Origin of the sequence: Pseudomonas sp. NFACC46-3 (genome assembly GCF_900114515.1) — a bacterium.
GTDB lineage: Bacteria > Pseudomonadota > Gammaproteobacteria > Pseudomonadales > Pseudomonadaceae > Aquipseudomonas > Aquipseudomonas fluorescens_Q.
Genome location: NZ_FOTH01000011.1, coordinates 143111 through 167736 on the forward strand (window position 1 = coordinate 143111; position 24626 = coordinate 167736).

27 protein-coding genes and 2 pseudogenes are annotated in these 24626 nt (G+C 57.9%); 19 read left to right on the forward strand and 10 right to left on the reverse strand.

The window, feature by feature from the left end; translation table 11 throughout:
- Both BM300_RS13810 and BM300_RS13815 read right to left on the reverse strand, forming a co-directional pair.
- Positions 1–293: pseudogene (locus BM300_RS13810) on the reverse strand (type II toxin-antitoxin system RelE/ParE family toxin).
- 156 nt (positions 294–449) lie between these two features.
- A complete protein-coding gene (locus BM300_RS13815) occupies positions 450–1286 on the reverse strand; it encodes a hypothetical protein (protein WP_139232362.1) in 837 nt (278 codons plus the stop codon).
- A 360-nt stretch (positions 1287–1646) separates the two neighbouring features.
- Between BM300_RS13815 and BM300_RS13820 the strand changes: the two genes are divergently transcribed.
- Both BM300_RS13820 and BM300_RS13825 read left to right on the forward strand, forming a co-directional pair.
- On the forward strand, positions 1647–2036 hold the full coding sequence (locus BM300_RS13820) for a Rap1a/Tai family immunity protein (RefSeq protein ID WP_092347459.1): 390 nt from the start codon (positions 1647–1649) through the stop codon (positions 2034–2036).
- Between the two features lie 202 nt (positions 2037–2238).
- Entirely contained in the window at positions 2239–2784 is a 546-nt protein-coding gene (locus BM300_RS13825) for a DUF4410 domain-containing protein (RefSeq protein ID WP_092347456.1), read from the forward strand.
- Between the two features lie 175 nt (positions 2785–2959).
- Here the strand turns inward: BM300_RS13825 and BM300_RS30265 are convergent, their stop codons facing one another.
- Positions 2960–3625, reverse strand: a complete 666-nt coding sequence (locus tag BM300_RS30265; RefSeq protein WP_139232363.1) for a hypothetical protein — start codon at positions 3623–3625, stop codon at positions 2960–2962.
- 418 nt (positions 3626–4043) lie between these two features.
- Between BM300_RS30265 and BM300_RS13830 the strand changes: the two genes are divergently transcribed.
- The 4 genes from BM300_RS13830 (at position 4044) to BM300_RS13845 (ending at position 6248) form a co-directional block, all read left to right on the forward strand.
- Entirely contained in the window at positions 4044–4244 is a 201-nt protein-coding gene (locus tag BM300_RS13830) for a hypothetical protein (protein ID WP_072339873.1), read from the forward strand.
- Between the two features lie 197 nt (positions 4245–4441).
- Positions 4442–4879 (forward strand): hypothetical protein, encoded by a 438-nt coding sequence (locus BM300_RS13835; RefSeq protein WP_063320330.1) that lies wholly within the window; start codon positions 4442–4444, stop codon positions 4877–4879.
- Between the two features lie 361 nt (positions 4880–5240).
- Entirely contained in the window at positions 5241–5747 is a 507-nt protein-coding gene (locus BM300_RS13840; protein ID WP_092347446.1) for a P-loop nucleotide/nucleoside kinase family protein, read from the forward strand.
- Positions 5748–5810: 63 nt separating this feature from the next.
- Positions 5811–6248, forward strand: a complete 438-nt coding sequence (locus BM300_RS13845) for a GNAT family N-acetyltransferase (protein WP_256575832.1) — start codon at positions 5811–5813, stop codon at positions 6246–6248.
- A gap of 127 nt (positions 6249–6375) precedes the next feature.
- Here the strand turns inward: BM300_RS13845 and BM300_RS13850 are convergent, their stop codons facing one another.
- Positions 6376–7260 carry a LysR substrate-binding domain-containing protein gene (locus BM300_RS13850; protein ID WP_092463155.1) on the reverse strand — a complete coding sequence of 295 codons (885 nt, stop codon included), beginning with the start codon at positions 7258–7260 and terminating at the stop codon, positions 6376–6378.
- Between the two features lie 106 nt (positions 7261–7366).
- Between BM300_RS13850 and BM300_RS13855 the strand changes: the two genes are divergently transcribed.
- Complete coding sequence (locus BM300_RS13855) at positions 7367–7816, forward strand: PACE efflux transporter (RefSeq protein WP_092463157.1); 450 nt, start codon at positions 7367–7369, stop codon at positions 7814–7816.
- Between the two features lie 475 nt (positions 7817–8291).
- A complete protein-coding gene (locus tag BM300_RS31055) occupies positions 8292–8444 on the forward strand; it encodes a hypothetical protein (RefSeq protein ID WP_170862055.1) in 153 nt (50 codons plus the stop codon).
- Positions 8445–8544: 100 nt separating this feature from the next.
- On the opposite strand, the gene BM300_RS13865 is transcribed toward BM300_RS31055, so the two are convergent.
- Both BM300_RS13865 and BM300_RS13870 read right to left on the reverse strand, forming a co-directional pair.
- Positions 8545–8973, reverse strand: coding sequence for a DUF2628 domain-containing protein (locus BM300_RS13865; protein ID WP_092463159.1), 429 nt, complete (start codon positions 8971–8973; stop codon positions 8545–8547).
- Between the two features lie 294 nt (positions 8974–9267).
- Positions 9268–10182 (reverse strand): LysR family transcriptional regulator, encoded by a 915-nt coding sequence (locus BM300_RS13870; RefSeq protein ID WP_092463161.1) that lies wholly within the window; start codon positions 10180–10182, stop codon positions 9268–9270.
- A 109-nt stretch (positions 10183–10291) separates the two neighbouring features.
- On the opposite strand from BM300_RS13870, the gene BM300_RS13875 reads away from it, so the two are divergent.
- The 4 genes from BM300_RS13875 (at position 10292) to BM300_RS13890 (ending at position 13255) form a co-directional block, all read left to right on the forward strand.
- Positions 10292–11377 carry a TauD/TfdA family dioxygenase gene (locus tag BM300_RS13875; protein ID WP_092463163.1) on the forward strand — a complete coding sequence of 362 codons (1086 nt, stop codon included), beginning with the start codon at positions 10292–10294 and terminating at the stop codon, positions 11375–11377.
- A gap of 4 nt (positions 11378–11381) precedes the next feature.
- Positions 11382–12146, forward strand: coding sequence for a sulfite exporter TauE/SafE family protein (locus BM300_RS13880; RefSeq protein WP_072339857.1), 765 nt, complete (start codon positions 11382–11384; stop codon positions 12144–12146).
- Between the two features lie 93 nt (positions 12147–12239).
- Positions 12240–12950 carry an AzlC family ABC transporter permease gene (locus BM300_RS13885; protein WP_092463165.1) on the forward strand — a complete coding sequence of 237 codons (711 nt, stop codon included), beginning with the start codon at positions 12240–12242 and terminating at the stop codon, positions 12948–12950.
- Positions 12947–13255 (forward strand): AzlD family protein, encoded by a 309-nt coding sequence (locus BM300_RS13890; RefSeq protein ID WP_063320341.1) that lies wholly within the window; start codon positions 12947–12949, stop codon positions 13253–13255. The genes BM300_RS13885 and BM300_RS13890 overlap by 4 nt, the downstream gene beginning before the upstream one ends.
- Before the next feature lie 53 nt (positions 13256–13308).
- Here BM300_RS13890 and BM300_RS13895 read toward each other — a convergent pair whose 3' ends face one another.
- Entirely contained in the window at positions 13309–13515 is a 207-nt protein-coding gene (locus BM300_RS13895; RefSeq protein WP_027912993.1) for a hypothetical protein, read from the reverse strand.
- 232 nt (positions 13516–13747) lie between these two features.
- Entirely contained in the window at positions 13748–14959 is a 1212-nt protein-coding gene (locus tag BM300_RS13900) for an MFS transporter (protein WP_092149328.1), read from the reverse strand.
- A gap of 128 nt (positions 14960–15087) precedes the next feature.
- Between BM300_RS13900 and BM300_RS13905 the strand changes: the two genes are divergently transcribed.
- Positions 15088–15594: an anti-virulence regulator CigR family protein gene (locus BM300_RS13905; RefSeq protein WP_092222598.1), complete on the forward strand. Its 507-nt coding sequence runs from the start codon at positions 15088–15090 to the stop codon at positions 15592–15594.
- Positions 15595–15627: 33 nt separating this feature from the next.
- Here the strand turns inward: BM300_RS13905 and BM300_RS31755 are convergent.
- Positions 15628–15717 (reverse strand): annotated as a pseudogene (locus BM300_RS31755) (metal ABC transporter ATP-binding protein); the annotation flags it as partial.
- A gap of 215 nt (positions 15718–15932) precedes the next feature.
- Positions 15933–17777 carry a sigma-54-dependent Fis family transcriptional regulator gene (locus tag BM300_RS13915; RefSeq protein ID WP_092463169.1) on the reverse strand — a complete coding sequence of 615 codons (1845 nt, stop codon included), beginning with the start codon at positions 17775–17777 and terminating at the stop codon, positions 15933–15935.
- Between the two features lie 355 nt (positions 17778–18132).
- Between BM300_RS13915 and BM300_RS13920 the strand changes: the two genes are divergently transcribed.
- Genes BM300_RS13920 through BM300_RS13945 form a run of 6 tightly spaced genes read left to right on the forward strand, consistent with a single transcriptional unit; the run spans position 18133 to position 24084 of the window.
- On the forward strand, positions 18133–19227 hold the full coding sequence (locus BM300_RS13920; protein WP_092463171.1) for an ABC transporter ATP-binding protein: 1095 nt from the start codon (positions 18133–18135) through the stop codon (positions 19225–19227).
- Positions 19227–20336: an ABC transporter ATP-binding protein gene (locus tag BM300_RS13925; protein WP_092222602.1), complete on the forward strand. Its 1110-nt coding sequence runs from the start codon at positions 19227–19229 to the stop codon at positions 20334–20336. The genes BM300_RS13920 and BM300_RS13925 overlap by 1 nt, the downstream gene beginning before the upstream one ends.
- Positions 20333–21199, forward strand: a complete 867-nt coding sequence (locus BM300_RS13930; RefSeq protein ID WP_092463173.1) for a carbohydrate ABC transporter permease — start codon at positions 20333–20335, stop codon at positions 21197–21199. The genes BM300_RS13925 and BM300_RS13930 overlap by 4 nt, the downstream gene beginning before the upstream one ends.
- 10 nt (positions 21200–21209) lie before the next feature.
- On the forward strand, positions 21210–22010 hold the full coding sequence (locus tag BM300_RS13935) for a carbohydrate ABC transporter permease (protein WP_063320346.1): 801 nt from the start codon (positions 21210–21212) through the stop codon (positions 22008–22010).
- 10 nt (positions 22011–22020) lie between these two features.
- Positions 22021–22293, forward strand: a complete 273-nt coding sequence (locus BM300_RS13940) for a DUF2160 domain-containing protein (protein ID WP_063320347.1) — start codon at positions 22021–22023, stop codon at positions 22291–22293.
- A 48-nt stretch (positions 22294–22341) separates the two neighbouring features.
- Entirely contained in the window at positions 22342–24084 is a 1743-nt protein-coding gene (locus tag BM300_RS13945; protein ID WP_063320348.1) for an ABC transporter substrate-binding protein, read from the forward strand.
- Positions 24085–24626: the final 542 nt, after the last annotated feature.

The following is a 24626-nucleotide window of genomic DNA, read 5'->3' on the forward strand; positions in this document are numbered from 1 at the left end:
TCAAATCTCCTTTGCCAATTTCTTCGCTCGCCGGATATCAGCACTCTGTGAAGACTTGTCACCACCCGCCAGTAGCACGATGACCACTCCACCGCGCATGGTGAAATAGACCCGGTAGCCAGCGCCTACATCCACACGCAACTCTGAAATACCATCACCGACAGGTTTCACATCGCCTAGGTTCCTGCTGCGGCGCGATCAATGCGGCGGGCGATAGCGATTTTTGTTCGCAGATCACGGACCGATGAATGCCAAGCAGTGAACGTCTGCGTTTGCTGGATGAGATAATTCATGAGTGGGCCGTATCCAGTTGGATACTGGAAGTCAAGATGCTGATGCTGGTCGTCCCCAGTATCTTCAATCCGGGTGGCGGGGTGAGGAAGAAAATGGGAACAGATTACGATCTTGAGCGAACTCAAAACCGTGGTCTGCCCCCAGCTTCTTCGGCCTTACTTGTCGCTTTTACGGATAAGCGTGGACTCGAAGCGGTGGGTTCCTTTGATGAACGTTATTTGCTTAAGCGTCCCGTCTTCGTTGATAGCAATCACGTTCGGTGTCTTGGACTTATGATAGGGGTGGTCATAGAGGTCGGGCTTATTGCTGTAGGCGAAGGCGGTAAAGTGAAGACCGTCGCTTTTCCAACTAACACCGTTGAACAGGTAGACCCAGTTCTCGCTGTTTGATTGATAGAGATATGCGTCGCCGCCTTTGTCCATACGGACCTCAAGCTGGACATCCCCTTGCTCATTTGCCCACTGGCCGATGTATCGGTTCAGGTCGGTGTGTGGAGGTACAGTAGGCGCGGGAACGAAATCCTTCACTTGGTACGGAGACTTCCTGGCTTCTTCTGCAGTGTCTACTACGTACGAAGCGCACAATGGGGCGATTTTTTGCACCTTCTGATAGCTAAAGATCAGGGGGTAGCCTGACAGCGTCATGCTCAGGCGCATGGCAGTCGGCGTCAGCGAAAGAACCTCAAGATCGAAGGTATCGTTCGGCGACTCGATATGGATCGACTTACCGTCATGAGCAAGGGTGTACTTGGATACTTCAACCTCCCCTGGGACGTTTGGCTCGGTGCAGTTGAATGAATGCAATGCCACTGTTCCATCTGGTAGATATTCCGCTACGTTGGCGATGCCGTTGCGTAGGGGCGCCATTGCCCAGGCTCCTAGTAGAACCGTGTGGTCGGCTTTCACCGATGAACCGACCGCAGGATCTGATGCTTGCATTGCATGAGCGCCCCAAGACAGGGCCGCGAAAATCAAGGGGTAAAGCTTCTTCACTGGGTACTCTTCCATAGTGGCGTAAAAGACGTTCCTGAGCCGAAACACACACACCATTTCGCATGAGTTGTACGTTTGAAAAGCGGGGCTGTTCGATGTTCGGTTTTCCACTGTGTCGGTAGAGCCAATGTCATCTTTAGTCTCGACCGCAGGCCCGGTAAGCGTACCGGTAATGAGGTGGGCTGATTACAGGCGAACTCAAGATCGTGGTCTGTCCACAGTCTCGTGCCCCTGGTTTCACTCAAGTAGGGGGAAAGGGGCAGACCACGATATCAAGCGGGCCGATTACAAGTGAACTCAAGATTGTCGGCTGTCCCCCCGGTTCCCCAGGACTGTGAATCGCACATTGAGAGAGTCACCATGAAGGTAGAGTTAGCGGCAGTGATTGTACTGGTTGGGATGTTGGCAAGTGGTACGGTCAATGCTGAAGATGGTGGGGAGGGACTGAAGTTTTTAAACGGCTGTAAGGGCCTGCTTAGCTTCTGGGATGGAAAACTGTTAACAGCAGACGCTGATGTAGCGGCTATGGGCTACTGTGTGGGCGTGGTGAATGGGGTCCGTGGAACGCTGCAAAACCTCAATGGGTGGATGAAAAATGATCATGCCAAACTGTGTTTACCTGCCGACTACGTTGAGAGCATGGGCGTAAAGACTGTCGTTAGATTCTTGGAAAACCACCCTGACAAGCTGAAGAGTAATGCGGTGTCGATAACAATGCTTGCGCTACAAGCTGAGTACCCTTGCCACTAGCCGGCCAGTCATCTTCTCGTCCACGTGACCCAGCAGCGCCGGGGTTAGTCCTGCGGGAAATCCTGATGCTCACTGCGTCTCGTCCTTGGCTCGTAGCAGCGAAGTATTGGTGCTAAATTCTGCGCGTCCAGCCTGCGGGCCCATCTGGCTCGGCGGGATATTTAACGCCTCTCTCAACCGATTTTGTGGATATGGAAATTCAATGAGCACATTCAAGCTTTCGATTACGCTGTCCTGCGCTGCAGCTGTTTTGATGTTGAGCGGATGCGCTGCCTCTGTAAAAAGCGGCGGGACTGAAACGCTCGTCATTCAGGAGTCAGCCAAGCAGAACCTGGTCGTAAACTTTCAAGGCAATAGCAAGGTTCAACAAAACGAGGACTGGCCTCGCTTGAAGCAAGAGTGGAATGACGCCCTGCACGTCGAAGCGACTCGCGCCGGCTACAGCCTTAAAGAGGCTCAGGCATCAAGCCTCGAGGGCAAGGACGGTGTCGGTATCAAGATCAACGTAACCAATTTCCGTTACCTGACCCCTGGCGCGCGCTACGGAGCCGGGGTCATGGTGGGAAATGCGTGGGTCAATTCCAGTGCAGACTACTCGGACTTGAAATCGGGTCGCCTGATTGGAACTCGCACCTATGACACGTCTTCGTCGGCTTGGGAAGGTGTCATGTCGGCTATGACCAAAGAGCAGGTCCAGGCTATTTCTCAGAAAATCATCAGTGATATCAAGAGCGCAAAAGCCAAGTAATGCGATCCTGGCTAATCAGCGGCGATGACCGGGGCGGTGTCAATCTGATGCACGCCGCTGTTGATCTTTCGGAAAGCGGATAGGTAACAGGGAAAACGGGGACAGGTCACGATTATGAGATTCAGATGAATTCAAAATCGTGGTCTGTTCTAGTTTTTAGTGCGTGGCTAGTCCTCTATTCTAGTTTTTCAATGTCTCCGTTTGAAGTTTTGAAGTAGCTTATTATGTCTTTCGGTTGCAAGCCGGAGATTATTTTCATATCGTTGAGGCTGTTGAAATGAAAAAGCTTTAGTTCTTCTGCGTATGTGGCGACAATGGTTTCGTCATTTTCAAGGTGGCATACATACATGTTGTGAAATGGGGGGCGCGTTTCGGGCCAGTCATGGGGCTTGGTGGTGGTGGATGGTATTGGGCCAGCGAACGTTTGATTGTTTCCTGATTTGAAGTCTTCAGTTAGATTTCCTGTATAGAATTCTAGGTGGCCGATAACGTACTCTATTTTTCGAGTGCGAGGTGATGCGGACGGAAAGTGATAAAAGTCATTAAAGTCTCGGACTAGACAAGAGTCCGTGTCGCTGTAGTTTCCTGCGGCCTGGTTCCCCTTGAAAACTTTCCATGATTCCCAGTAGGTTATAGTTTTGTTTGGGGTTTTTTCTATAAAGACTTTGTCTACCAATGAGAATTCTCTTGTTGTAATGGTGACTTTTTGTACTAGATATCCATCTGATGTGGGGTTGTTAATGGCAAATGAGCATTTCCAACTTACATCTCTTCCTTGTGTTCTGCTAGGCAAGTCCAGAGAAACTATTGCGATTCTAGGTTTGTCTTTCATCAATTCCATATGTGCGATCTCCAGGAGGTATTACTTTTCGGACTCCAAGAACCTTAGCTGACTCATGGTTGAACGCCTGATCACCGGTGGAGTAGACCAAGGCTCCAGTATGATCGATACCACGACAGGTCACGAACGCTGGTGTCTTGTGAGAGTGGTCCTTAGCTATCCAACTCTCCGAACTGGGAGCATAGCTGCGTATGGAAAAATCGTAAGGCTGCGATCGTGGGGCGAGCCGATTGCAAGTGAGCTCAAAATTGTGGGGTGTTCCCAGTTTTCTTTTTTGCTCGAAACCTTGTCGCCCAGTCTTGTACCGAGAGCGCGAACGGTTGGCCGTTAGCCGGGTCTGGACACCTGCGTAGTGTTCTGGCGTGTGATGTAATCGCGTCGAAGCTGATGAAACAACGGGCCCGAGGAAGGTTAATCAATGCCAAAGAAACAGCAGGAAAGCAAAGCAGCGACGGCTGCTGACATTGAGCGCTCTATCCAGGCACTGAACAAGATGGCTGAACGCCTCTGGGGCGATGGTCGGGAGGCTGAGGCGAAAGCCCTGCTCGATGCCTTGGATGCTTTAAACAGGGCGCTCGATAGGATCAGGATTGGGGAGAGCCGCAGGGTTCTTCATTGAAGTGCGAAGGAAAATGGGACAGACACGATATGAAACGGGCCGATTGCAAGGGGCTAGAACCGTAGTCTGTCCCCCAGTTCCATCCCCTCCAACCACTGGGCTTTTGTCCTTGGTGGATGCCTGGCCAGTCTGTTGGCGTTTTATCAAGCCCATGCAAGTCGTGATATCGTTCTGCTACTTAGCAATGGAGGCAAGCGATGAAAGTCGATAATTGGCAAGGCTGGGAACCCGAGTGGCTTAGGCTGACTGAGCATTTCCTCAATGCACCGGCGGCACCCGGCGCCTACATAATCTGTGCAGACCACGAGATTCGCCGAGCTGTCGGTTCCGACGAGCACGGTATCTTGACTATTGGCGAATCGGACAATTTACGGCGGCGTCTTGCTGCGTTTGTGCGCTGCGCAAGGAATCCCGGAGTCTCAGGGCATATGGCGGGCTGGCGGTTTAATTACGCCTCTTTCGAAACCGTTTTCCCTTTGGACACACTTTGGGTTAGCTGGTGTCCGACTCTCGATAAGACAGCCGCCTATGCAAAAGAAGGGGAGATGTTGGCCCTCTATTTGGCCCAGCATTTCGAGCTGCCTCCTCTCAACTACAAATTTAACTGGCCAAAGCTGGAAGTGGCAGTGCTTTAGCCCCAGGGGAAAGCGGGAGAAAACCACGATTATGGGACGGACTGATTACAGATAAACTCAACATCGTGGATTGTCACCGGTTTCTAGGCGTCGACCTACCTTTGGCACGCAAAGAAAAGCCCGACTGGGGAGGCCGGGCTGAAAGGGTTTCACTAGGAGCTGAGATGACCATAGGCGCTCGGCTGTGAAAGGGATGTGAAAGATTGCGTTCAGTACGAGTTTTAAAATCGTGGTGCCCCTGGTTCCATTAAAGAAATGTTGATCCAGCTGTCGACGTGGCGAGCGAGTGAGATCGACCAATCGCTGCCGCATAACCGGCTGCCGCCTACACTGGATTAGCTCATTAATCGAAGGACATGGAATGCTCATCGTCTTCAGCGGCCTTCCCGGCACCGGAAAAACGACTATCGCCAATGATCTCGCCGCTACGACAGGCGCTGTGTACCTGCGGATCGATACGATTGAACAGGCGATTCGAAACTCGGGTGTTCTTGCGCAAGATGTGGGGTGCAGTGGTTACATGGTCGCCAATGAGCTTGCCCTGAGCAACCTTCGTTTGGGGCGGACAGTCATCGTTGATTGTGTCAATCCCGTCCTCGAAAGCCGAGTCGCGTGGAGCGAAATCGCCTCACAGGCGGGTATTCGATTGGCAAATATCCAGGTGGTTTGCTCCGATAAACATGAGCATCAGCGCCGGGTCGAAACACGGATGGTTGATATTCCCGGCCTGACTCCACCAACTTGGCAGTCTGTGCTGGATCATGAATATGAGCCGTGGGATGAAGCTCCGTTTTGCATAGACACAGCCTCGACCTCTCCGGTGCAAGCGGTCTCGATGATCATCAACCGATTTTTGTCCAGTGAGTAGCATCCCTGTGCCGCTCGGATACAAATGATGGGCGAGCCTATGCAATACCCAGTTGAGAACAACATGAAAGTTCGAAAAGCCTTACTAGCCGATGCAGAATCGGTGTCCAAACTCCTAGGCCAGTTAGGCTACCAAGCCTCGCCAAAGCTAATCCGAGATAAGCTTGAGGCTTTAGAACTTAGCGCTCGCGATACCGTGCTGCTGGCACAAGACGGTAAAAATATTGTCGGTGTCATAAGCTTGCACGTACTTGAGCTGTTTCATCAGTCGGGTAGGCTCGGACGCATTACCTCCCTTGTCATCAATGAAGACTTTCGAGGGCGGGGAGTGGGGGCAATGCTTGTTTCCGCTGCTGACGCGTTTTTTACAGAGCAACTTTGCGTACGGGCTGAGGTGACTAGCAGTGACCACCGAATACAGGCTCACACTTTTTATCAGCAGCAAGGTTATGTGGTCGACGAGCGTCGTTTTGTCAAACGGTATGATTCTTCCGGGGCATAGTAAAAATTGGGGAAAGACCACGATTATGAGCCGGGCTGGTAACAGGTGAGCTCAAATCGTGGCCTGTCCCCGATTCTACCCCGAGGCTGCAAGCGTCCCGATTCGTGGGGACGCAGGCAGAACTAATTCAACCAATACTCCGCCCCAACAACCACTCACTAAACCCCCGCACCGCCACCTGCCGCTCCCGCCCCGGCACGCACACCAACGTATACCGCGCACCCGCCAAGCGAACCTCAGGGCGATATTCAACCAGCTCCCCACGCGCAACAGCCTCAGCAACCAACACATTGCTGGCAAGCACCAGCCCGTGCCCGGCGATCGCCGCCTGCAGGGCGTGTTGTTCCTCGTCATAACGCCGAAAACGCGCGTTCTCCAGCCAGCCTAGGGTGCCGGCCTTGGCACACCATGCAGGCCAGTCGACTGCAACGTTTGCGCTGCTCAGCCATGGCACGTCGATCAGTTCGACGGGTGAGCCCGCCGCGGGTGGTTGCCAACCGGGGCGGCAATAAACGCCAAAGTGCTCATCCAACAGAGGCTGTTCAAACAGCTGTGGGGCCGGCCTGAAGAGGGCGCGGATCGCCAGGTCGATGCTGGCGTCACGCTGCAGGTCGACCACGTCGTTGCTGGTATGCAGCCTGACGTCGATCTCCGGGTACAACCGATGAAAATCCCCGAGCCGCGGTATCAGCCACAGGCTGGCGAATGCCGGCGTCGTGCTCACCACCAGAGACTGTGCCGTACAAGGTGGTGACAGCACCTGCAGGCCATGTTGGATATCAAGCAGGGCGCGGTGCATGAAAGGGTGAAGGCGCTCGCCATCGGCGCTCAGGCGCACGTTTTGGCTGGAGCGTTCGAACAGTCGCACGCCAAGGAAGGCTTCAAGACTTTTGACTTGATGGGAGATCGCCGCCGGGCTGACATTCAGTTCCAGGGCTGCTGCCTTGAAGCTGCCTAGCCGTGCGGCAGACTCGAAGCCACGCAAGGCGGTGAGGGGCAGTTTGGCGAACATGGGCGGGTAGGTTACTCAGGTTGAGCGTGGCTCAATTTAGCTCAATTGTGCGCGAGGGCTCAACTTGCCAGGCTGGGGTCTTCCAAACCGGCTCAGGAGCCCAGCGATGCAAGGTACGCCCCGTAAAATCCTCCAGGCCATCCTCTACGAAGCCGGTGGCGTGCTGTTCGTGGCACCGGCGCTGGCGCTGACTTACGGTCAAGGCATGGGTTATTCAACCCTGCTGTCGCTGGTGATTTCCGCCGTCGCGCTGGCCTGGAACATGCTTTTCAACGGCCTGTTCGAGTGGTGGGAGCGCCGCCAACCCAGTCGCCATCGTAACTGGCAGCGGCGACTACTCCATTCTCTGGGATTTGAAGGCGGCTTGACGTTGATTCTTACCCCGGTGATTGCCGCGTGGTTGGGCATCAGCCTGTGGTTGGCGCTGGTGACCAATCTGGGGTTGTTTGTATTTTTCTTTTTTTACGCACTGGTTTTTCAATGGCTGTTCGATCGAGTGTTCGATGTTCCGCTTTCTGCGCAGACCGATCAGGGGGCTGCGTCCAGCGCCCGCTGAGTCAGTTGCACGACGTGACATTGCGCCTGGTTGTTGCTGATCGTCAGTCATAACCGGGTGCCGATGCTAAAAAACTCATCCAGAAGCCGATAAAAATAAATTCTATCCCGATCAACCTCGATCACTCCATATCGCCGCAGAAACGGCGCTACCCATTGTTCTCCCAACCCCTCGGCAATGTCCCGAGTTGCCAGCGCCAGGTCTTGGTATCGATGCGTGTAACGGGGTGGTGGTTGATTCGTCCTGGGGGGCACCGCAGCTCCTTGGAAGGTCTGGGTCGACCGTCATGAAACCACACATTGGCCCGCCGTGGCAGGGTGTCATTGGTCGGCGACTCGTCTAGACCGGGGGTTTATGCCGGGTCAAGGGTTGCCACTCAGGTTGTTGGCGACTACCCTGAAAATGTTTGGATTGTTACGAGAAAATTCAAGCGTGGCAATTTTCGGTCAACCGACTTAAGGATGAGGTGAACACAATGTTTTCTCATGAAGGTGCTGCAATAGAGGTGCTTCTATTCATTTTTGGCTTTGCCGGGTTTGCCCTGGCACTGTGGTTTGTTCACGCCTATTTTGAGCGAAAGACTAAAAATGGTGTAAAAAAACAACATTCAGCTCATCGGGGCAGTTGAGCGTTGGCTGATACTGCTTCCCAAGAATTTTTAATCCTCAGAAACAACAAGCCCGCACACTCATGATGAGTTGCGGGCTCTTGATGACCCAGGCCTGCAATCAGAGACGCATGCCTTTGAACGGGCTCCAGCCTTGCTCGCCTTTCACTTCCTTGAGGTAGTAGGCGTAGTTGGCCATGAGTGCGTACATCATCGACAGGGCGATGCTCAGGCCTGTACTCAACGGCCGCGGAAACTCCATGCCGAGGATCGCGAAAATCACGCTCAATGCGATATTGATCGCCAGGAAAATACCCAGCAGGGCGAGGTTTTTCTTCCAGAGGCCGAGGACGAACAGGTAGATAGGGCCAAAGAAAAAAGCAATCACGTTGGCGTTGATGAGGATTTTCTTCTTGACGCCTGGCAGCGTCTTGACGGCTTCCTTATAGCGCGGGTCGTTTGGTGCGCCATAGGTTTCAAAGAAGTCAAAGCGTTCCTGCCACTTGGCGCTGTATTTACCCGTGCTTTGTACTTGTTCAGTTGTGCTCATTTTGCAAGGCTCCTGCTTTCCATTAGTAATTTTTCTTTCTTCCAAGAAATCCTGTGCTCTGTTTCTAGCGCATTGATTGCTTTGATCTTTGACAAAGGGCGCGAGTGAGTCGCCTGAGGTGTTTATTTTGCCGTTTTATGGGCCTTGGTGTGGAACATTCCGCACTGGCCGCTGGAACGGTCGCCTGGTCTGTGACGTGCTTCACCCTATTTTTTCAATGGGGCCCCCGGTGTGCTGAATCCGGATCGGGAGCAGCAGGTCGAGAACAGAGCAGCACAACTAGACGGTTGACCTTCAGGAGCGGCTGACGCGGTCACCGTAGACACGGATCATGTCCAGCAGGTTCTTGACCCGCAGCGGCAGGTTGCCGGCTGGATAGACCGCATGCATGCGCGGGTCTTCACCCGTGCTGGAGGTTAGCTTGTACTCAGGGAACACCCGCACCAGGCGTCCCGCAGCCACTTCCGGCTCCGCCAGCCAGTCGGCCAGGCGGGCAATCCCGGCACCGGCCAGCGCAGCCTGAAACACCGCCGTGCCGGAACTGAAGCGAAACTTGGGGTGCACGCGAAAGCTGCCGGTCTGGCCCGGCCCACGAAAATTCCATTCCTTGAGAATCCGCGGCGCCGTGTGCAGGATCAATGCGTGCTGTTCCAGCGCCTCGATGGATGTCGGCAGCCCGCATCGCTCCAAGTAGCCAGGGCTGGCATAGAGGTAGCGCGAATAGCTCCACAGCGGGTAGCCGATCAGGTCGCTGGATTGTGGGAAGGCGCCGCGAATCGAAAAGTCCAGCTTGCCCTCGACCGGATCGACCGCCGCATCGGTAAAGATCACATCCACGCTGACATCGGGATAACGCTGGCTGTACTGGGTGATCAACTGGGGGACCACCGTGTGGGCCAAGGATTGCGGTGCGGAAAAGCGGATCCAGCCGGTGGCCAGGCCGCTGAGCCCGGCCAGGTCCTCGTCCGCCTCACGTTGCAGATCGAGCATTCTGTGGGCGTGGGGCAGTAGCCGCTCGCCGGCCTCGGTCAGCGTCACGGCATTGGCCGAGCGATTGAACAGCTTGACCCCACTGCGTTCTTCCAGCCCTTGAATGACGCGGGTCAGCGAGCTGGGGGAGCGCCCCAGGCTACGGGCTGCGACGACAAAGCTGCGCTTGCGGGCCACCGTCGCAAAGGCTTCAAGATCAGCCAACATATCCAGTGCCACCGGCTACCTCATTGCACTTTTCACAATATGACATTGCAACACAAAAAAGCCCCTTCCGTTAGCCTTCCCGTTCTCAGCACAAGGACGTAGGTAGACAGGAGCAATGGATATGTCAACGCTGGATGAAACGCTCAGAAAAGCAACCGCCCTTGCGGGCGAAGCGACCCACGAATGGCTGGTGCCAAAAGCCCCCCTCTCGACAGAAAAGCCTTTGGTCGAATTACAGCTTTCCTACGAAGAAAAAAGAAAACTCCACAACGAACTCAGGCATCTCGCGATCGGCGACAGCGCCAGCGGCCTGCGGCAGATGCCCGCCCTCGGACGCTGCCTGGAACAACTGCTGGCTCCGGAAAAATCCCGCTTGCTGCGTGATTTCCAGCACTGCGACGAGGTGGCGCTGGTGATCCGTGGCCTGCCGGTCGACGCGCAGTTGCCGGCGACGCCTTACGGTGGCAACCCGGATATTGCCGAACTGCCGGTGGTCGCCGGGGCGATCCTCGCGGTACTCGCCGTGCTCGGCACCTGCCCGGTGGGCTACCAGGGCGAGAGCGAGGACAGCATATTTCGCCATGTCTCGCCCAAGCAGCAGCGGGAAACCGAGAGGAGTTCTTACGGCTCGCGCCTGGACCTGGGCATGCATGTCGACAATCCACACCTGCCGCTCAGTTGCGAGGCCGTGCAGCAGTTGTCTGCCTGCCCCGAGTACCTGAGCCTGACCGGCTTGCGCTGCGAACTGACGGTGCCGACGCGGATTGTCGCGATTGCCGACGTGCTCAACATGCTGCCGGACTTCGTCGAGCAGGAGCTGCTGCGCCCGAGCTTTTCGGTCCGCCGGCCGGACTCGTTCGCCCGCCAGGACACGGTCCTGGAACAAGTCCCGCTGCTCTACCGGCCCAGCAGCGGCGGCCTGCACTGTCGCTACAACATGGCCAGCATCAGCGCTCACTGCGAGCACTCGCGACTGGCCCTGCAACTGTTCGCCGCCGCCGCCAATCACCCCGACGTGGTCCGCTCGGTACTGCTGCAGCCCGGCGACATGCTGATCTTCAAGAACCAACAGACCCTGCACGCACGCGATGGCTTCGCGCCGCGCTACGACGGCCTGGACCGCTGGATGCTGCGGGTCTTCGGCGTCAACGACCGCAAGCGCCTGCTCCCGTTTTCGGCCACCCACCCCTTTATCGCCAGAGCCTGATCCAATGTTCGATATCGTCCTGCTATGTGTCTTCGCCTTCGCCGCCGGCCTGATCGATGCGGCCGTCGGCGGCGGCGGCCTGATCCAGATCCCGGCACTGTTCAATGTGCTGCCCGGCGCCCAGCCCGCCGCCCTGCTCGGCACCAACAAGGTCGCGGCGGCCTGCGGCACAGCCTTTGCTGCGCGCTCGTTCGTGCGCAAGGTGGTGATCGACTGGAGCCTGGTGGTTCCTGCCGCCGGCGCGGCCTTTGTCATGGCCTTCGCTGGCGCGGCGACGGTATCGCTCGTGCCGCAGGCCGTGATGCGCCCGGCGGTATTGGTGCTAATCGTGCTGATGGCGATCTACACCTTCTGGAAAAAGGACTTCGGCAGCCTGCACAAGCCCATGCGCATCGGCACCAAGGAGAAGCTGCTGGCGGTACTGGTCGGTGGCGCCATCGGTTTCTACGACGGGTTGTTCGGACCGGGCACCGGCAGCTTCCTGATCTTCCTGTTCATTCGCTGCTTCGCCTTCGACTTCCTGCACGCCTCGGCGTCGGCCAAGCTGGTGAATATCGCCACCAATGTCGCGGCGCTGCTGTTCTTTATCCCGAGCGGCAACGTGCTCTACTTGGTAGCGCTGCCGATGGCGCTGTTCAATATCCTCGGCGCGCTGACCGGCACCTGGCTGGCGGTGCGCAAGGGAGTGCCCTTTGTTCGCGCGTTGTTCCTGGTGCTGCTGGTGATTCTGATCAGCAAGCTGTCCTATGACCTGATCTCGGTGGGTTGAGTTGCCCATAGCCCCGCCAAAAAGTGTTCGGCAAGCAGATTCAGCCCCATACTCTCGGTTTTTGCACCGCAGATATCCAGATGAGGCCCTGTTTTGTCGAATGTTGAACCCCAGTTGCACGCGCTGACGTTGAATCACATCTATGACGGTTTCAAACAGCTGATCCCAATCGCTCTTTTCGTCGTCGTGTTCGGCGTTGCTTTCGGCCTGGCGGCTGCGCAAACGGGCTTGAGTGATACGTCAGCGGTACTCATGAGCACGCTGGTTTTTGCCGGCGCTTCTCAATTTGCCGCACTGGATCTGTGGGGGCAGCAAGTGCCGGTCGTTCCCCTGATGATCACCGTCTTCGCTATCAACGCCCGGCACTTGTTGATGGGCGCGACGCTTTACCCGTGGCTGCGGGAGCTGCCCGTTGCCAAACGCTACGGTGTCATGCTGGTTGTTTCTGACGCCAACTGGGCCATGGCGATGCAGGCGCTCAGTCGTGGCAAGCCGGGGCTCGGGCTTTTATTCGGCGGTGGCATTGCGCTCTGGGTCGCGTGGATCCTGGGCAGTTGGCTGGGACTTCATTTCGGCAGCGCCATTGAGAACCCGGTCAGTTTCGGGCTCGATATGGTGATGGGCTGTTTCTTGTTGGCGATGGTCGTGGGCGGGAAGAAAAACCTGCGCATGTTCATTATCTGGACCGTGGCGGCCTGCTCATCGCTGTTGGCTTACTGGTACTTGCCGGCGAACAGTCATGTCGTGGTCGGCGCTTTGGCGGGGGGCATTCTGGGTGCGCTGTGGATGGAGAAAACACAATGAGCATTGAAACGGCGGGTTACGGCACCCTGATTGTCATATTGATAATGGCCGCGGTGACATTGGCGACTCGGTGGGGCGGTGTTTTCGTGATGTCGTTCGTGCCGATCAACTATCGGGTGCAACAATTCATCACGGCCATGTCCGGTTCGGTGTTGGTGGCGGTGTTGGCTCCGCTGGCGGTTAAAGGTGATAACGGCGCACGCCTGGCTTTGCTGACTACGGCGATCGTCATGCTGATACTGAAAAAACCGTTGCCGGCAATTGCGGCCGGCATACTTGCAGCGGCTTTAGCCAGGCAGTTCTGAATGGTCGAGTCGCCCGCGAACAAGCGAGCGACGAAACCCCATCAACACCCAGGTCAAAAACTCAGCGCCGCCGCTTCCCCAAACGAGTGATCCTGTACACCCGTCATAAAGTGCAGCGACATCTCCTGTGGCGCCTCGATGGGCGGAATTTCAAAACTCCCCACCACCTGCCCCTGAAGCGCACTCAGCCGCATCGACTCTTCTTCCTTTAACTTTGCCATTCTCGCGTGATTCGCTGCGATTTCGTTGAGAGTTGACACGGTACATCTCCGTTTGCTGACCAAGCATTGATTAATTTGCCGCCGCGTCAGAATTGCGTCGTTCTTGGCTGCTGAGACAAGTCAGTGCAAGCCCTGAGCCAGACGTGGCCGCCTGTTGGCTCCGCCACTGGACAGGTGACGAATGGCGGGGCAGACGTGCATTGACGGCGGCAACGTTGCAACCATGCCTCAACAATAAGTCACTGATAATACAAACCGCTCCCCGGCAGGGTCAGTCGGTCTCGGCGCTGTAGATGCTTGACCGGTGTGTCGAATACCTGTGCACCACAACCACCCCGGCTCCGATCAGGCTGGTGGTCACCGCCAGCAGCAGAATCACCTGCTGCGTTCCAATAGGCGCGGCCAGCACCGCGACCAGTAGGCCTGCGAGTGGTTGCGACAGGTTGTTGAGCAGCGTGATGACGCCGACGGTCTTGCCGAAGTCCTGGGGCGGAATGACTTGCTGGCGGAGGGTGCGGAAGTAGACGTTGAACATTTTGTCGAAACCGACAATCAGCAAGAAACCGACGACGTAGCCCCCTGTGTTCGGGCTGAGCGCAGTGATGAAGGCGCCGACGGCAATCAGCGTGTAGGAGAGGGCGCCCAGCAGTTTCAAGGGCAGGGTCAGCCGGGCGAGGAGGAACAGAATGAGGATGGTGGTTACGGCACCGGCTGCCTGTAGGCCTGCGTAGTCATCCTTGCCGGCGCCGTAATGGCCGATGACCATGGCCGCCGAGGTGGCGAGGGTGACGCCGATGATCAGGTTGACGCCCACTGCCAGGCTGATGATTTTTTTCAGTTCTGCCAGGTTGCGGATGTGGCCGAAGGCAATGCGCAGCGGGTTCAGCCAGAGGTCATGATGCTGCTCGAAGGTTTCCAGGGTGACCGAACTGATGCGCTGCCAATACAGCATCGCCAGGTCTGCCAGCAGGAACAGCCCGGCAATCGCTAGCACCACCCAGTGCCACGCCCACACCTCAAGCAGCAGCGCAGCGATCAGCGGGCCCAGCACCAAGCCGGTCTGGTCGGCTATTTGCGAGTAGGACAGGGTCTTGGTGTAGGTGTAGTGCTTGAAGATGTACGGCATCACCACTTCGCGGGCCATGATGCCCTGGGTGGTCAGCACGCCGCACAGGGCCGAGAGCGCGACGATCCAATAGATCCCGCCGAAGACGCCATGGAGCACGACCGCCACCCCGCAGGCGACGGCGCGATAGACCTGGCTGATGTGCAGGATGCGAATCGGCGAGAACTTGTCGCACAGCGCGCCGCAGATCGGGAACGACAGGTAGCGTGGCAGGGACTCGACGAAGAACGCCAGGCCTGCCCAGGAGACGCTGTTGGTGGTCTGGAAAACAATCAGCGGGACGATGAACAGCAGAATCTGGTCGGCCAACCGGGAGAGGAACATCGAGACGAAAAAAGCCAGGTAATCCTTGCGCATGAAACTCCTTGATTGCTGTGTTCAGGTGCATCCGGTCCAGGCAAGCGGCGCGCAGTGTGATATGGAACTAATATCACCGTTAGTCTCTATATCTTTACAGGGGACATCCCTTTTTTGAGAGAACTGCCATGTTCAAATCGCGCTCGTTGATTGCTGCAGTGACGTGTTTCGCCCTGGCGGCTGGCCCAGGCATTGTTGTCGCGGACCCGGGCAACGGCAAGGGGAATGCTCAATTCGATCAAGGTCCTGGCCAGGGAGGCAAAGGCGGGCAAGGCAACAAGGGCGGTCAAGGAAATCCCGGTAACAAGGGGAACCAGGGCGGCAAAGGCAACCAAGGTGGTGGCGGCGGCGATTGGCATAACGGCCCGAGCCTCGACCGCAGCGGCATCCTGGGTGTGATTGGCGGATATCGCGATTACTGGAGCCCCGGCCCGGCGTTGCCGCCAGGCATCCAGAAAAATCTTGCACGAGGCAAGCCGTTGCCACCCGGTATCGCCAAAAAGCTCGATGGGCGACTGCTGGGGCGGTTGCCGCACTATGACGGTTATGAGTGGCAACAGGTCGGTACGGACCTGATCCTGGTGGCGATTGCCACTGGCATCATCTATGAAGTGCTCAATGGTGCGTTCGACTAAGTCGGAGTAATGCCAATCAGTTAAGCAAAACGCCTGTGGGAGCGGGCTTGCTCGTGAAAGCGGTGGGTCAGCTAGCGATGATGTTGGCTGTGCCGACGCCTTCGCGAGCAAGCTCGCTCCCACAACTGGATTGGAGTATGACTGGGAGAGCCAGGCCGGCTGTCAGGCCACCTCGCGGTGGACGTTGATCTCGGCGCCCCGTTAACCATGTGTCCGGTCCGTACACGCTTTTCGAAAGTGACCCGCCGTCAGGGCGGAACCCTAAGTGGCCGTTACCGCAGCAATGGATATGTACTCAATCAACAAGAGCAAGCCCACCCACTCCCACAGGTTTCGTATCAGCTTTCAAGTTGCCGCAGCCGTTTGTACAAGGTATTGCGGCTGACCCCCAGCCGTCGCGCCAGGTGTGAAATGTTCCCGCCCACTGCCTGCAACTGACGGTTCAGGTCCTCGGCATCGTTCAGGTCCACCGTCAGGGGCTCAGGTGTTTCCACCGGTTCCATTTCAAGGTCGACAAAGAAGTCGTCGGGCAGGTGTTCCGGGCGGATCGGCTGTTCCTCGGCCATCGCCAGGGCCACTTGCAGCACGCTGCTGACCTGTCGCAGGTTGCCCGGCCATGGATGGCGTTCGAACAGGTCCAGTACCTCGCGGCTCAGGCCGGCCCATTGGGTCGGTTCGCGGTGGTGTTCCCAGAGGCGTTTGAACAGGGCCTGTTTGTCGCTGCGTTCGCGCAGCGGTGGCAGCTCCAGCGTCAGGCCGCCGATGCGGTAGTACAAGTCTTCGCGAAACCGCCCCAGTTGCACCTGTTCACGCAGCGAGCGGTTGGTGGCGGAGATGATGCGGATGTCCACTGGGAACAGCTCGGCGCTGCCCACCGGTTGTACGCAACGTTCCTGCAAGACCCGCAGCAACCGGGCCTGGGTTGGCAGGGGCATGTCGCCGATCTCGTCGAGGAACAACGTACCCCGGTCGGCCTTGCGGATCAGGCCGATGCTGCCTTTCTGGTTGGCACCGGTGAAGGCGCCTTTTTCGTAGCCGAACAGTTCCGACTCCACCAACTCGGCGGGGATCGCTGCGCAGTTGACGGCAATGAACGGCTGCTTGCAGCGTGAACTGGCCTGGTGCAGCGCTTTGACGAAGACTTCCTTGCCGACACCGGTCTCGCCGTGGATCAGCAGCGGAATGTCCTTCTCCAGCAAGCGCTCGGCCTGGCGCACGGCTTTCTCCACGCGGCTGTCACCGAAGTGCAGGGTGTTGAGGCTGATGGTGTTGCTGGCGGGGGCCGGCGCAGGTGCTGTTTCGGTGAACACGCGAGCCTTGATCGACACCTGGCTTGGGCGCCTGAGCAAGCACTGGAACCGGTTGCTGCCGGATGCTTGCAGGGCGAACGGCAGGCCGTCGGGCTGGTTCAGCAGTTCCAGCAGCGAGACCTTGAACAGGCTTTCGATACTGACCCGTGACAGGCTCAGGCCCAGCAGGTTGTCGGCCCGACGGTTGGCGGACAGGACCTGGCCGCTCTCATCGAAGATCAGCAGTCCGGCCCATTGGCTGTCGAGGTTGTTCAGGCCGGTGTTGAAGGTCAGTTGGAAGTGTTCACCGCGAAACAGGTTGAGGATCAGCCGGTTCTCCACGGTCTGGCTCATCATCTTGACCATGCCCAGGGTGTGGGAGGGCGGCAGGTAGCTGTCGCTGGAGACGTCGAGCACGGCGATGACCTTGCGCTCGGCATCGAAGATCGGCGCGGCCGAGCCGGTCATGAAGCGGTTGGCCTTGAGGAAGTGTTCATCGTGTTCGATGTGCACCGCCTGTTCGCAGGCCAGCGCGGTGCCGATGGCGTTGGTGCCGGTGCAGCGCTCCATCCAGCTCGCCCCGGCGCTGAAGCCATGGGCCAGTTTCGGCTCGATGAAACGCTGGGTGCCCCAGGAGGTCAGCACTTGGCCCTGGTTGTCGGCCAGCATGATCAGGCAGTTGGAGTTGCTCAGGATGTTTTCGTAGTACGGCAAGACTTCCTGGTGGGTGGTCTGCACCAGCGAATGCTGGCTCTCCAGCAACTGGGCGATGCCTTGGGCGGGCAACTGGTCGAAGGCCGGCACGCTTTGATGGTTCAGGCCGAAGGCGCGGCAACGGGACCAGGAGGCCTGGATGATGGCCTCGTGGGACAAGGCTGGAGCAGGTGCGGCCATGGGGCACTCTCGCAGGAGCTGTTTTTATTGTTGTGGCAAGTCTCGCACAGACTCCTTGTGCTGGGGCAGGCCTGAATACCACTTCATACACAAGCCCTTGTGGGAGCGAGCAAGCTCCCACAAGGGCATGGCCAGGCTAGCCGAAAACGTTCTTTCAGTGTTGTTCAAAATTGTTCATTGTCAACCCGTGAGTTGTTCAGTTGTTCAGTCGTGGCTGTTCACTTGTGTTCATCTGCGAACGTGGCTTTCTCAAGTTTTCTGAAAAAAACAAGCCAGATCAGCGGCTTGTCATTTCTGGCACGGCTTTCGCTTTCTAATTCGGGTCGCTTGACTCCAATAATAAAAAGGCCGAGCCATGTCATTAAAGCTTGAGCACATCTGTCGCACCGTCGAAGGCCAGACCTGGATCGACGATGCCAATCTGAGTTTCGAACCCGGATCCTTCAACGTCCTGTTGGGCCGTACGCTGTCCGGCAAGACCAGTCTCATGCGCCTGATGGCCGGTCTGGACAAGCCCGACAGCGGCCGCATCCTGATGAACGGCGTCGACGTCACCCACCGCCCGGTGCGGCTGCGCAATGTGTCGATGGTTTACCAGCAGTTCATCAACTACCCGACCATGACTGTTTTCGAAAACATCGCCTCGCCGTTGCGCCAGGCCGGTGTGTCCAACGAGGTGATCCAGAGCAAGGTGCTGGAAACCGCCAGGATGCTGCGCATCGAGAAATTCCTGCCGCGCCATCCGCTGGAATTGTCCGGCGGCCAGCAGCAGCGCACGGCCATGGCCCGGGCCTTGGTCAAGGACGCCGAACTGATCCTGTTCGACGAGCCACTGGTGAACCTGGACTACAAGCTGCGTGAAGAGCTGCGCCAGGAAATGCGCGAGCTGTTCCAGGCCCGCCATACCATCGCTGTCTACGCCACCACCGAGCCCAACGAGGCGTTGGCCCTGGGTGGCACCACCACGATCCTGCATGAGGGCCGGGTGATCCAGAGCGGCAAATCGTCCTCTGTGTATCACCAGCCGCAAACCGTGCTGGCCGCCGAGTTGTTTTCCGAACCGCCGATCAACCTCATGCCGGGGCGTATCGCCGGCAACGAAGTCAGCTTCGCCAATTTCGTGCACTTTCCGCTGAATGTCGACCTGCGCCCGGTGGGCGAGGGTGAGTTCCGTTTCGGCGTGCGCCCCAGCCACATTTCCCTGGTGCCGAGCAACGACGACGACCTCGAACTGGCGGTGACCGTCGAGGTGGCCGAGATCAGTGGCTCGGAGACCTTCCTGCACGTGCGCAATGAACATTTCCTGCTGGTGCTGCACTTGCCAGGAGTGCATGAGTACGACGTGGATGCGCCGATCCGCATCTACATTCCGACCCACAAACTGTTTGTCTTCGACGCCCAGGGCAAGCTGGTCCAAGCCCCAGGGCAGCGTATCGCGAGGGTTGCCTGATGGCCGAAATTCGTTTGCAGAACCTCGCCCACAGCTACACCAGCACCCCGGCGGGCCCCGAGGACTACGCGATCCGCGAGATGAACCACATCTGGGAGCAGGGCGGCGCCTATGCGCTGCTCGGACCTTCGGGCTGCGGCAAGTCCACCTTGCTCAACATCATTTCCGGACTGCTCAGCCCCTCCGAAGGGCAGGTGATGTTCGACAGCAAAGTCGTCAACGACCTGACCCCGGAGCGGCGCAACATCGCCCAGGTGTTCCAGTTCCCGGTGGTGTACGACACCATGACCGTGTTCGACAACCTAGCGTTCCCGCTGCGTAACCAGGGCATGGCCGAGGCCAGGATCCACACCAAGGTCCAGGAAATCGCCGAGGTCCTGGACCTGCAGAGCCTGCTGGACAAAAAGGCTCGCAACCTCACCGCCGATGAGAAGCAGAAAGTCTCCATGGGCCGCGGGCTGGTGCGCGACGATGTGTCGGCGATCCTGTTCGACGAGCCACTGACCGTGATCGACCCGCACCTGAAATGGAAACTGCGGCGCAAGCTCAAGCAGATCCATGAGCAGTTCAACATCACCATGGTCTACGTCACCCACGACCAGTTGGAAGCCTCGACGTTCGCCGACAAGATCGCGGTGATGTACGGCGGCCAGATCGTGCAGTTCGGCACGCCCCGGGATTTGTTCGAGCGCCCGAGCCACACCTTTGTCGGCTACTTCATCGGCAGCCCGGGGATGAACCTGATCGAGGTCACGGCGCAGCCTGGCGGTGTCGGTTTCGCTTCGACGCACTTGCCGCTGTCGGAAACCTTGCAACGTCGTGTCGCCGAAGCCGAAGGTAAAAGCCTGAAGGTCGGTATCCGCCCCGAGTTCGTGCATGTCTGGGATGGCCCTTACGACGACGCGATGCGGGCTGACGTGGTCCACGTCGAAGACCTGGGCACCTACAAGATCCTGACCCTCAACCTCGATGGCGTACCGCTGAAAGTACGGCTGGCCGAAGACAAGCCCGTGCCTGAAGGCACGGCGTACATCAGTTTTCCGGGCCAATGGCTGATGGTCTATGCCGATGAATACCTGCTGGAACCGTTGAGCGAGGTGCAGCCATGAACAAGGTGCAGAACAACAAGGCGTGGTGGCTGGTATTGCCGGTGTTCCTGCTGGTGGCCTTCAGTGCCGTGATCCCGATGATGACGGTGGTCAACTATTCGGTGCAGGACATCTTCGACCAGTCCAGCCGCTACTTCGTCGGCGCCGACTGGTACAAGCAGGTGCTGCTCGATCCACGGCTGCACGATTCGCTGCTGCGCCAGTTCATCTACTCGGCGTGCGTGCTGCTGATTGAAATCCCCCTGGGCATCGCCATCGCCCTGACCATGCCGACCAAGGGCAAATGGTCGTCCCTGGTGTTGATCATCCTCGCGATCCCACTGCTGATCCCGTGGAACGTGGTGGGCACCATCTGGCAGATTTTCGGCCGCGCCGACATCGGTTTGCTGGGCTCGACCCTCAACGGCCTGGGTATCAACTACAACTATGCGGCCAACACCATGGACGCCTGGGTCACCGTGCTGGTGATGGATGTCTGGCACTGGACTTCGCTGGTGGCGCTGCTGTGCTATTCGGGGCTGCGGGCGATTCCCGACGTGTACTACCAGGCCGCGCGGATCGACCGGGCGTCGAACTGGGCAGTGTTCCGTCACATCCAGTTGCCGAAGATGAAAAGCGTGCTGCTGATCGCGGTGATGCTGCGTTTCATGGACAGTTTCATGATCTACACCGAGCCGTTCGTACTCACTGGCGGCGGGCCGGGCAACGCCACCACGTTCCTCAGCCAGACCCTGACGCAGATGGCCATCGGCCAATTCGACCTGGGCCCGGCGGCGGCGTTTTCCCTGGTGTACTTCCTGATCATTCTGTTGGTGTCCTGGCTGTTCTACACCGCCATGACGTACTCCGACGCCAACCGTTGAGGCCCGCACGATGAGCAAGAGAAAGCTGATACCCCTGCTGATCTACATCCTGTTCCTGCTGGTGCCCATCTACTGGCTGCTGAATATGTCGTTCAAGAGCAACACCGAGATCCTCGGCAGCCTGACCCTGTGGCCGCAGGATTTCACCTTCCACAACTACAAGGTGATCTTCACCGACCCGAGCTGGTACACCGGTTACTTGAACTCGCTGTACTACGTGAGCCTGAACACGGTGATCTCCCTGGGCGTCGCGTTGCCGGCCGCCTATGCGTTTTCCCGCTATCGGTTCCTGGGGGACAAGCACCTGTTCTTCTGGCTGCTCACCAACCGCATGGCGCCACCGGCGGTGTTCCTGTTGCCGTTCTTCCAGCTGTATTCGTCCATCGGGTTGTTCGACACCCACATCGCCGTGGCCCTGGCCCACTGCCTGTTCAACGTGCCATTGGCGGTGTGGATCCTCGAAGGCTTCATGTCCGGGGTGCCGAAAGAAATTGACGAGACCGCCTACATTGACGGCTACAGTTTCCCCAAGTTCTTCGCCAAGATCTTCATTCCGTTGATCGGCTCCGGCATCGGCGTCACGGCGTTCTTCTGCTTCATGTTTTCCTGGGTCGAATTGCTGCTGGCGCGCACGCTCACCTCGGTGAATGCCAAGCCGATCGCAGCGGTCATGACCCGTACGGTGTCGGCGTCCGGTATCGACTGGGGCGTGCTGGCGGCGGCGGGGGTGTTGACCATCCTGCCGGGCATGCTGGTGATCTGGTTCGTTCGCAACCACGTGGCCAAGGGCTTTGCCCTGGGCCGGGTCTGAGGAGTCGATGATGGAATGGATGAACTGGACCGCCCCCACGGCGGCGTTCTTTGGGGTCATCGCCTTGCTGCTGGCAGGCATGACCACGTGGGAATTGCGTTCGCCGAGTATCCCTCGGCGTGGTTTCCTGCCGATTGCCACCACCCGTGGCGATCGGTTGTTTATCGGTCTTCTCGGTAGCGCCTATCTGCATCTGCTGGTGATTGGCGTTACCGACTGGAGCATCTGGATAGCGTTCGCGTTGTCTGTGGTGTGGCTGTTGGCAGTGATGCGGTGGGGCTAATCGCGACAATTCGACGATCAGGCTCTTAAACCCAAACAGGAGGTCTCTATGTTCGATAAAAACAATAAGCTGCGACATAGCGTTTCATTGGCAGCCATGCTGGCACTCAGCGGGCTGAGTGCTGCGGCCTGGGCCGACGCCTATGAAGACGCCGCTAAAAAGTGGATCGGCAGTGAATTCAAGCCGTCTACCTTGACAGCCGAGCAGCAGCTCGAAGAACTCAAATGGTTCATCAAGGCCGCCCAGCCATTTCGTGGGATGAAAATCAACGTGGTGTCGGAAACCATCGCCACCCACGAATATGAATCCAAGGTGTTGGCCAAGGCCTTCAGCGAAATCACCGGGATCCAGCTGACCCACGACCTGCTCCAGGAAGGCGACGTGGTGGAGAAGCTGCAGACCCAGATGCAGTCGGACAAGAATATCTATGATGGCTGGGTCAACGACTCGGACTTGATCGGTACGCACTTTCGCTATGGTAAGACCGAATCGATCACCGACCTGATGGCCAATGAAGGCAAGGACTTCACCTCGCCGACCCTGGACCTCAAGGACTTCATCGGTATCTCCTTCACCACCGCGCCGGACGGCAAGGTCTATCAACTGCCCGACCAGCAATTCGCCAACCTGTACTGGTTCCGCGCTGACTGGTTCGAGCGTGCGGACCTGAAGGCCAAGTTCAAGGAGAAATACGGCTACGAGCTGGGCGTGCCGGTGAACTGGTCGGCCTATGAGGACATTGCCAAGTTCTTCTCCGAAGACGTCAAGGAAATCGACGGCAAGCGCGTCTATGGTCACATGGACTACGGCAAGAAAGACCCGTCCCTGGGTTGGCGCTTCACCGATGCCTGGTTCTCCATGGCCGGCGGCGGCGACAAGGGCCTGCCCAACGGTTTGCCAGTGGACGAGTGGGGCATTCGCGTCGAGGATTGCCATCCGGTCGGTTCCAGCGTGACCCGTGGCGGCGACACCAACGGTCCCGCGGCTGTGTTCGCGACCACCAAGTATGTGGATTGGATGAAGAAATACGCACCGCCGGAAGCAGCGGGCATGACCTTCTCCGAGTCCGGCCCGGTGCCGTCCCAAGGCAACATCGCCCAGCAGATTTTCTGGTACACCGCTTTCACCGCCGACATGACCAAGCCGGGCCTGCCGGTGGTGAACGCCGATGGCACGCCGAAATGGCGCATGGCACCTTCGCCACGCGGCCCGTATTGGGAAGAGGGCATGAAGCTGGGGTATCAGGACGTGGGTTCCTGGACGTTCATGAAGTCCACGCCGGAGAAGCAGAAGCTCGCGGCCTGGCTCTATGCGCAGTTCGTGACGTCCAAGACCGTGTCGCTGAAGAAAACCATCGTTGGCTTGACGCCGATTCGTGAGTCGGACATCAACTCCCAGGCGTTGACCGACCTGGCGCCGAAACTCGGTGGCCTGGTGGAGTTCTACCGCAGCCCGGCCCGCGTGCAATGGACCCCGACCGGGACCAACGTGCCGGACTACCCGCGCCTGGCTCAGCTGTGGTGGAGCCACATCGCCGAAGCCGCCAGTGGCGAGAAGACCCCGCAGCAGGCCCTCGATGGCTTGGCCAAGGACCAGGATGCGATCATGACGCGCCTGGAACGCTCCAAGGCCCAAGCCACCTGCGCCCCGAAAATGAACCCCGAGCGCGACGCGCAATACTGGTTCGACCAACCGGGCGCACCGAAGCCGAAACTGGCGAACGAGAAGCCTAAAGGTGAAACAGTGAGCTACACCGAGCTGTTGAAATCGTGGGAGGCAGCACGCAAGTAAAGCCCCAAGCGTGAAAACGAACGGCACCGAAAGGTGCCGTTTTTTTTGGTGCGCCAGGCATGGCGCGTTGCGCGCAAGCGCAACCAGCTTGGCTGTGGTGGTCACGCTGGTGACTTGGAGGTGAAAGTCCTCTACACACCCGGCAAGGGGAAGTGTTAGCCAGAGGCAAGGGTGTCGCGGGTGACTGCGAATCTGAAGGAAGCCCGAGGCAAAATGCTGGCCTGACGAACAGGAAGCGGATTAGGCGGTGCAGCGGGGTAAGGTAGCCAAAATTGCCAAAGCCCAATACTTGCACGGAACGCTGTGACGTAGATCCGACAGGCATAAGCAGGAAGGTCGCGCGAATTACCCTGGGAGATCTGCCCGTTTGCCAGTGTGCTACCGAGCGTCGAGAGGCGACGGGATGAACGTGTAGAAGTCAGCCGAAGCCGTAGTAAGTGGCGGTTAACCGCGTCACCAAGGGCCGAACAGGTTGTGCCGCCGGTAGGCGTCAGAGTCTCGTTGAATACCGAAATGCAGAAATTTCTCCCAGAGAAGACTGT

Bases quoted from the DNA above. Each gene is read 5' to 3' on its own strand.
- BM300_RS13880 (WP_072339857.1), top strand. From the start codon at position 11,382: ATGTTCGATATCGTCCTGCTATGTGTCTTCGCCTTCGCCGCCGGCCTG.
- BM300_RS13825 (WP_092347456.1), top strand. From the start codon at position 2,239: ATGAGCACATTCAAGCTTTCGATTACGCTGTCCTGCGCTGCAGCTGTT.
- BM300_RS13925 (WP_092222602.1), top strand. From the start codon at position 19,227: ATGGCCGAAATTCGTTTGCAGAACCTCGCCCACAGCTACACCAGCACC.
- BM300_RS13875 (WP_092463163.1), top strand. From the start codon at position 10,292: ATGTCAACGCTGGATGAAACGCTCAGAAAAGCAACCGCCCTTGCGGGC.
- BM300_RS13865 (WP_092463159.1), bottom strand. From the start codon at position 8,973: ATGAGCACAACTGAACAAGTACAAAGCACGGGTAAATACAGCGCCAAG.
- BM300_RS13890 (WP_063320341.1), top strand. From the start codon at position 12,947: ATGAGCATTGAAACGGCGGGTTACGGCACCCTGATTGTCATATTGATA.
- BM300_RS31055 (WP_170862055.1), top strand. From the start codon at position 8,292: ATGTTTTCTCATGAAGGTGCTGCAATAGAGGTGCTTCTATTCATTTTT.
- BM300_RS13900 (WP_092149328.1), bottom strand. From the start codon at position 14,959: ATGCGCAAGGATTACCTGGCTTTTTTCGTCTCGATGTTCCTCTCCCGG.
- BM300_RS30265 (WP_139232363.1), bottom strand. From the start codon at position 3,625: ATGGAATTGATGAAAGACAAACCTAGAATCGCAATAGTTTCTCTGGAC.
- BM300_RS13940 (WP_063320347.1), top strand. From the start codon at position 22,021: ATGGAATGGATGAACTGGACCGCCCCCACGGCGGCGTTCTTTGGGGTC.
- BM300_RS13840 (WP_092347446.1), top strand. From the start codon at position 5,241: ATGCTCATCGTCTTCAGCGGCCTTCCCGGCACCGGAAAAACGACTATC.
- BM300_RS13930 (WP_092463173.1), top strand. From the start codon at position 20,333: ATGAACAAGGTGCAGAACAACAAGGCGTGGTGGCTGGTATTGCCGGTG.
- BM300_RS13945 (WP_063320348.1), top strand. From the start codon at position 22,342: ATGTTCGATAAAAACAATAAGCTGCGACATAGCGTTTCATTGGCAGCC.
- BM300_RS13905 (WP_092222598.1), top strand. From the start codon at position 15,088: ATGTTCAAATCGCGCTCGTTGATTGCTGCAGTGACGTGTTTCGCCCTG.
- BM300_RS13830 (WP_072339873.1), top strand. From the start codon at position 4,044: ATGCCAAAGAAACAGCAGGAAAGCAAAGCAGCGACGGCTGCTGACATT.
- BM300_RS13855 (WP_092463157.1), top strand. From the start codon at position 7,367: ATGCAAGGTACGCCCCGTAAAATCCTCCAGGCCATCCTCTACGAAGCC.
- BM300_RS13820 (WP_092347459.1), top strand. From the start codon at position 1,647: ATGAAGGTAGAGTTAGCGGCAGTGATTGTACTGGTTGGGATGTTGGCA.
- BM300_RS13845 (WP_256575832.1), top strand. From the start codon at position 5,811: ATGAAAGTTCGAAAAGCCTTACTAGCCGATGCAGAATCGGTGTCCAAA.
- BM300_RS13850 (WP_092463155.1), bottom strand. From the start codon at position 7,260: ATGTTCGCCAAACTGCCCCTCACCGCCTTGCGTGGCTTCGAGTCTGCC.
- BM300_RS13935 (WP_063320346.1), top strand. From the start codon at position 21,210: ATGAGCAAGAGAAAGCTGATACCCCTGCTGATCTACATCCTGTTCCTG.
- BM300_RS13915 (WP_092463169.1), bottom strand. From the start codon at position 17,777: ATGGCCGCACCTGCTCCAGCCTTGTCCCACGAGGCCATCATCCAGGCC.
- BM300_RS13835 (WP_063320330.1), top strand. From the start codon at position 4,442: ATGAAAGTCGATAATTGGCAAGGCTGGGAACCCGAGTGGCTTAGGCTG.
- BM300_RS13920 (WP_092463171.1), top strand. From the start codon at position 18,133: ATGTCATTAAAGCTTGAGCACATCTGTCGCACCGTCGAAGGCCAGACC.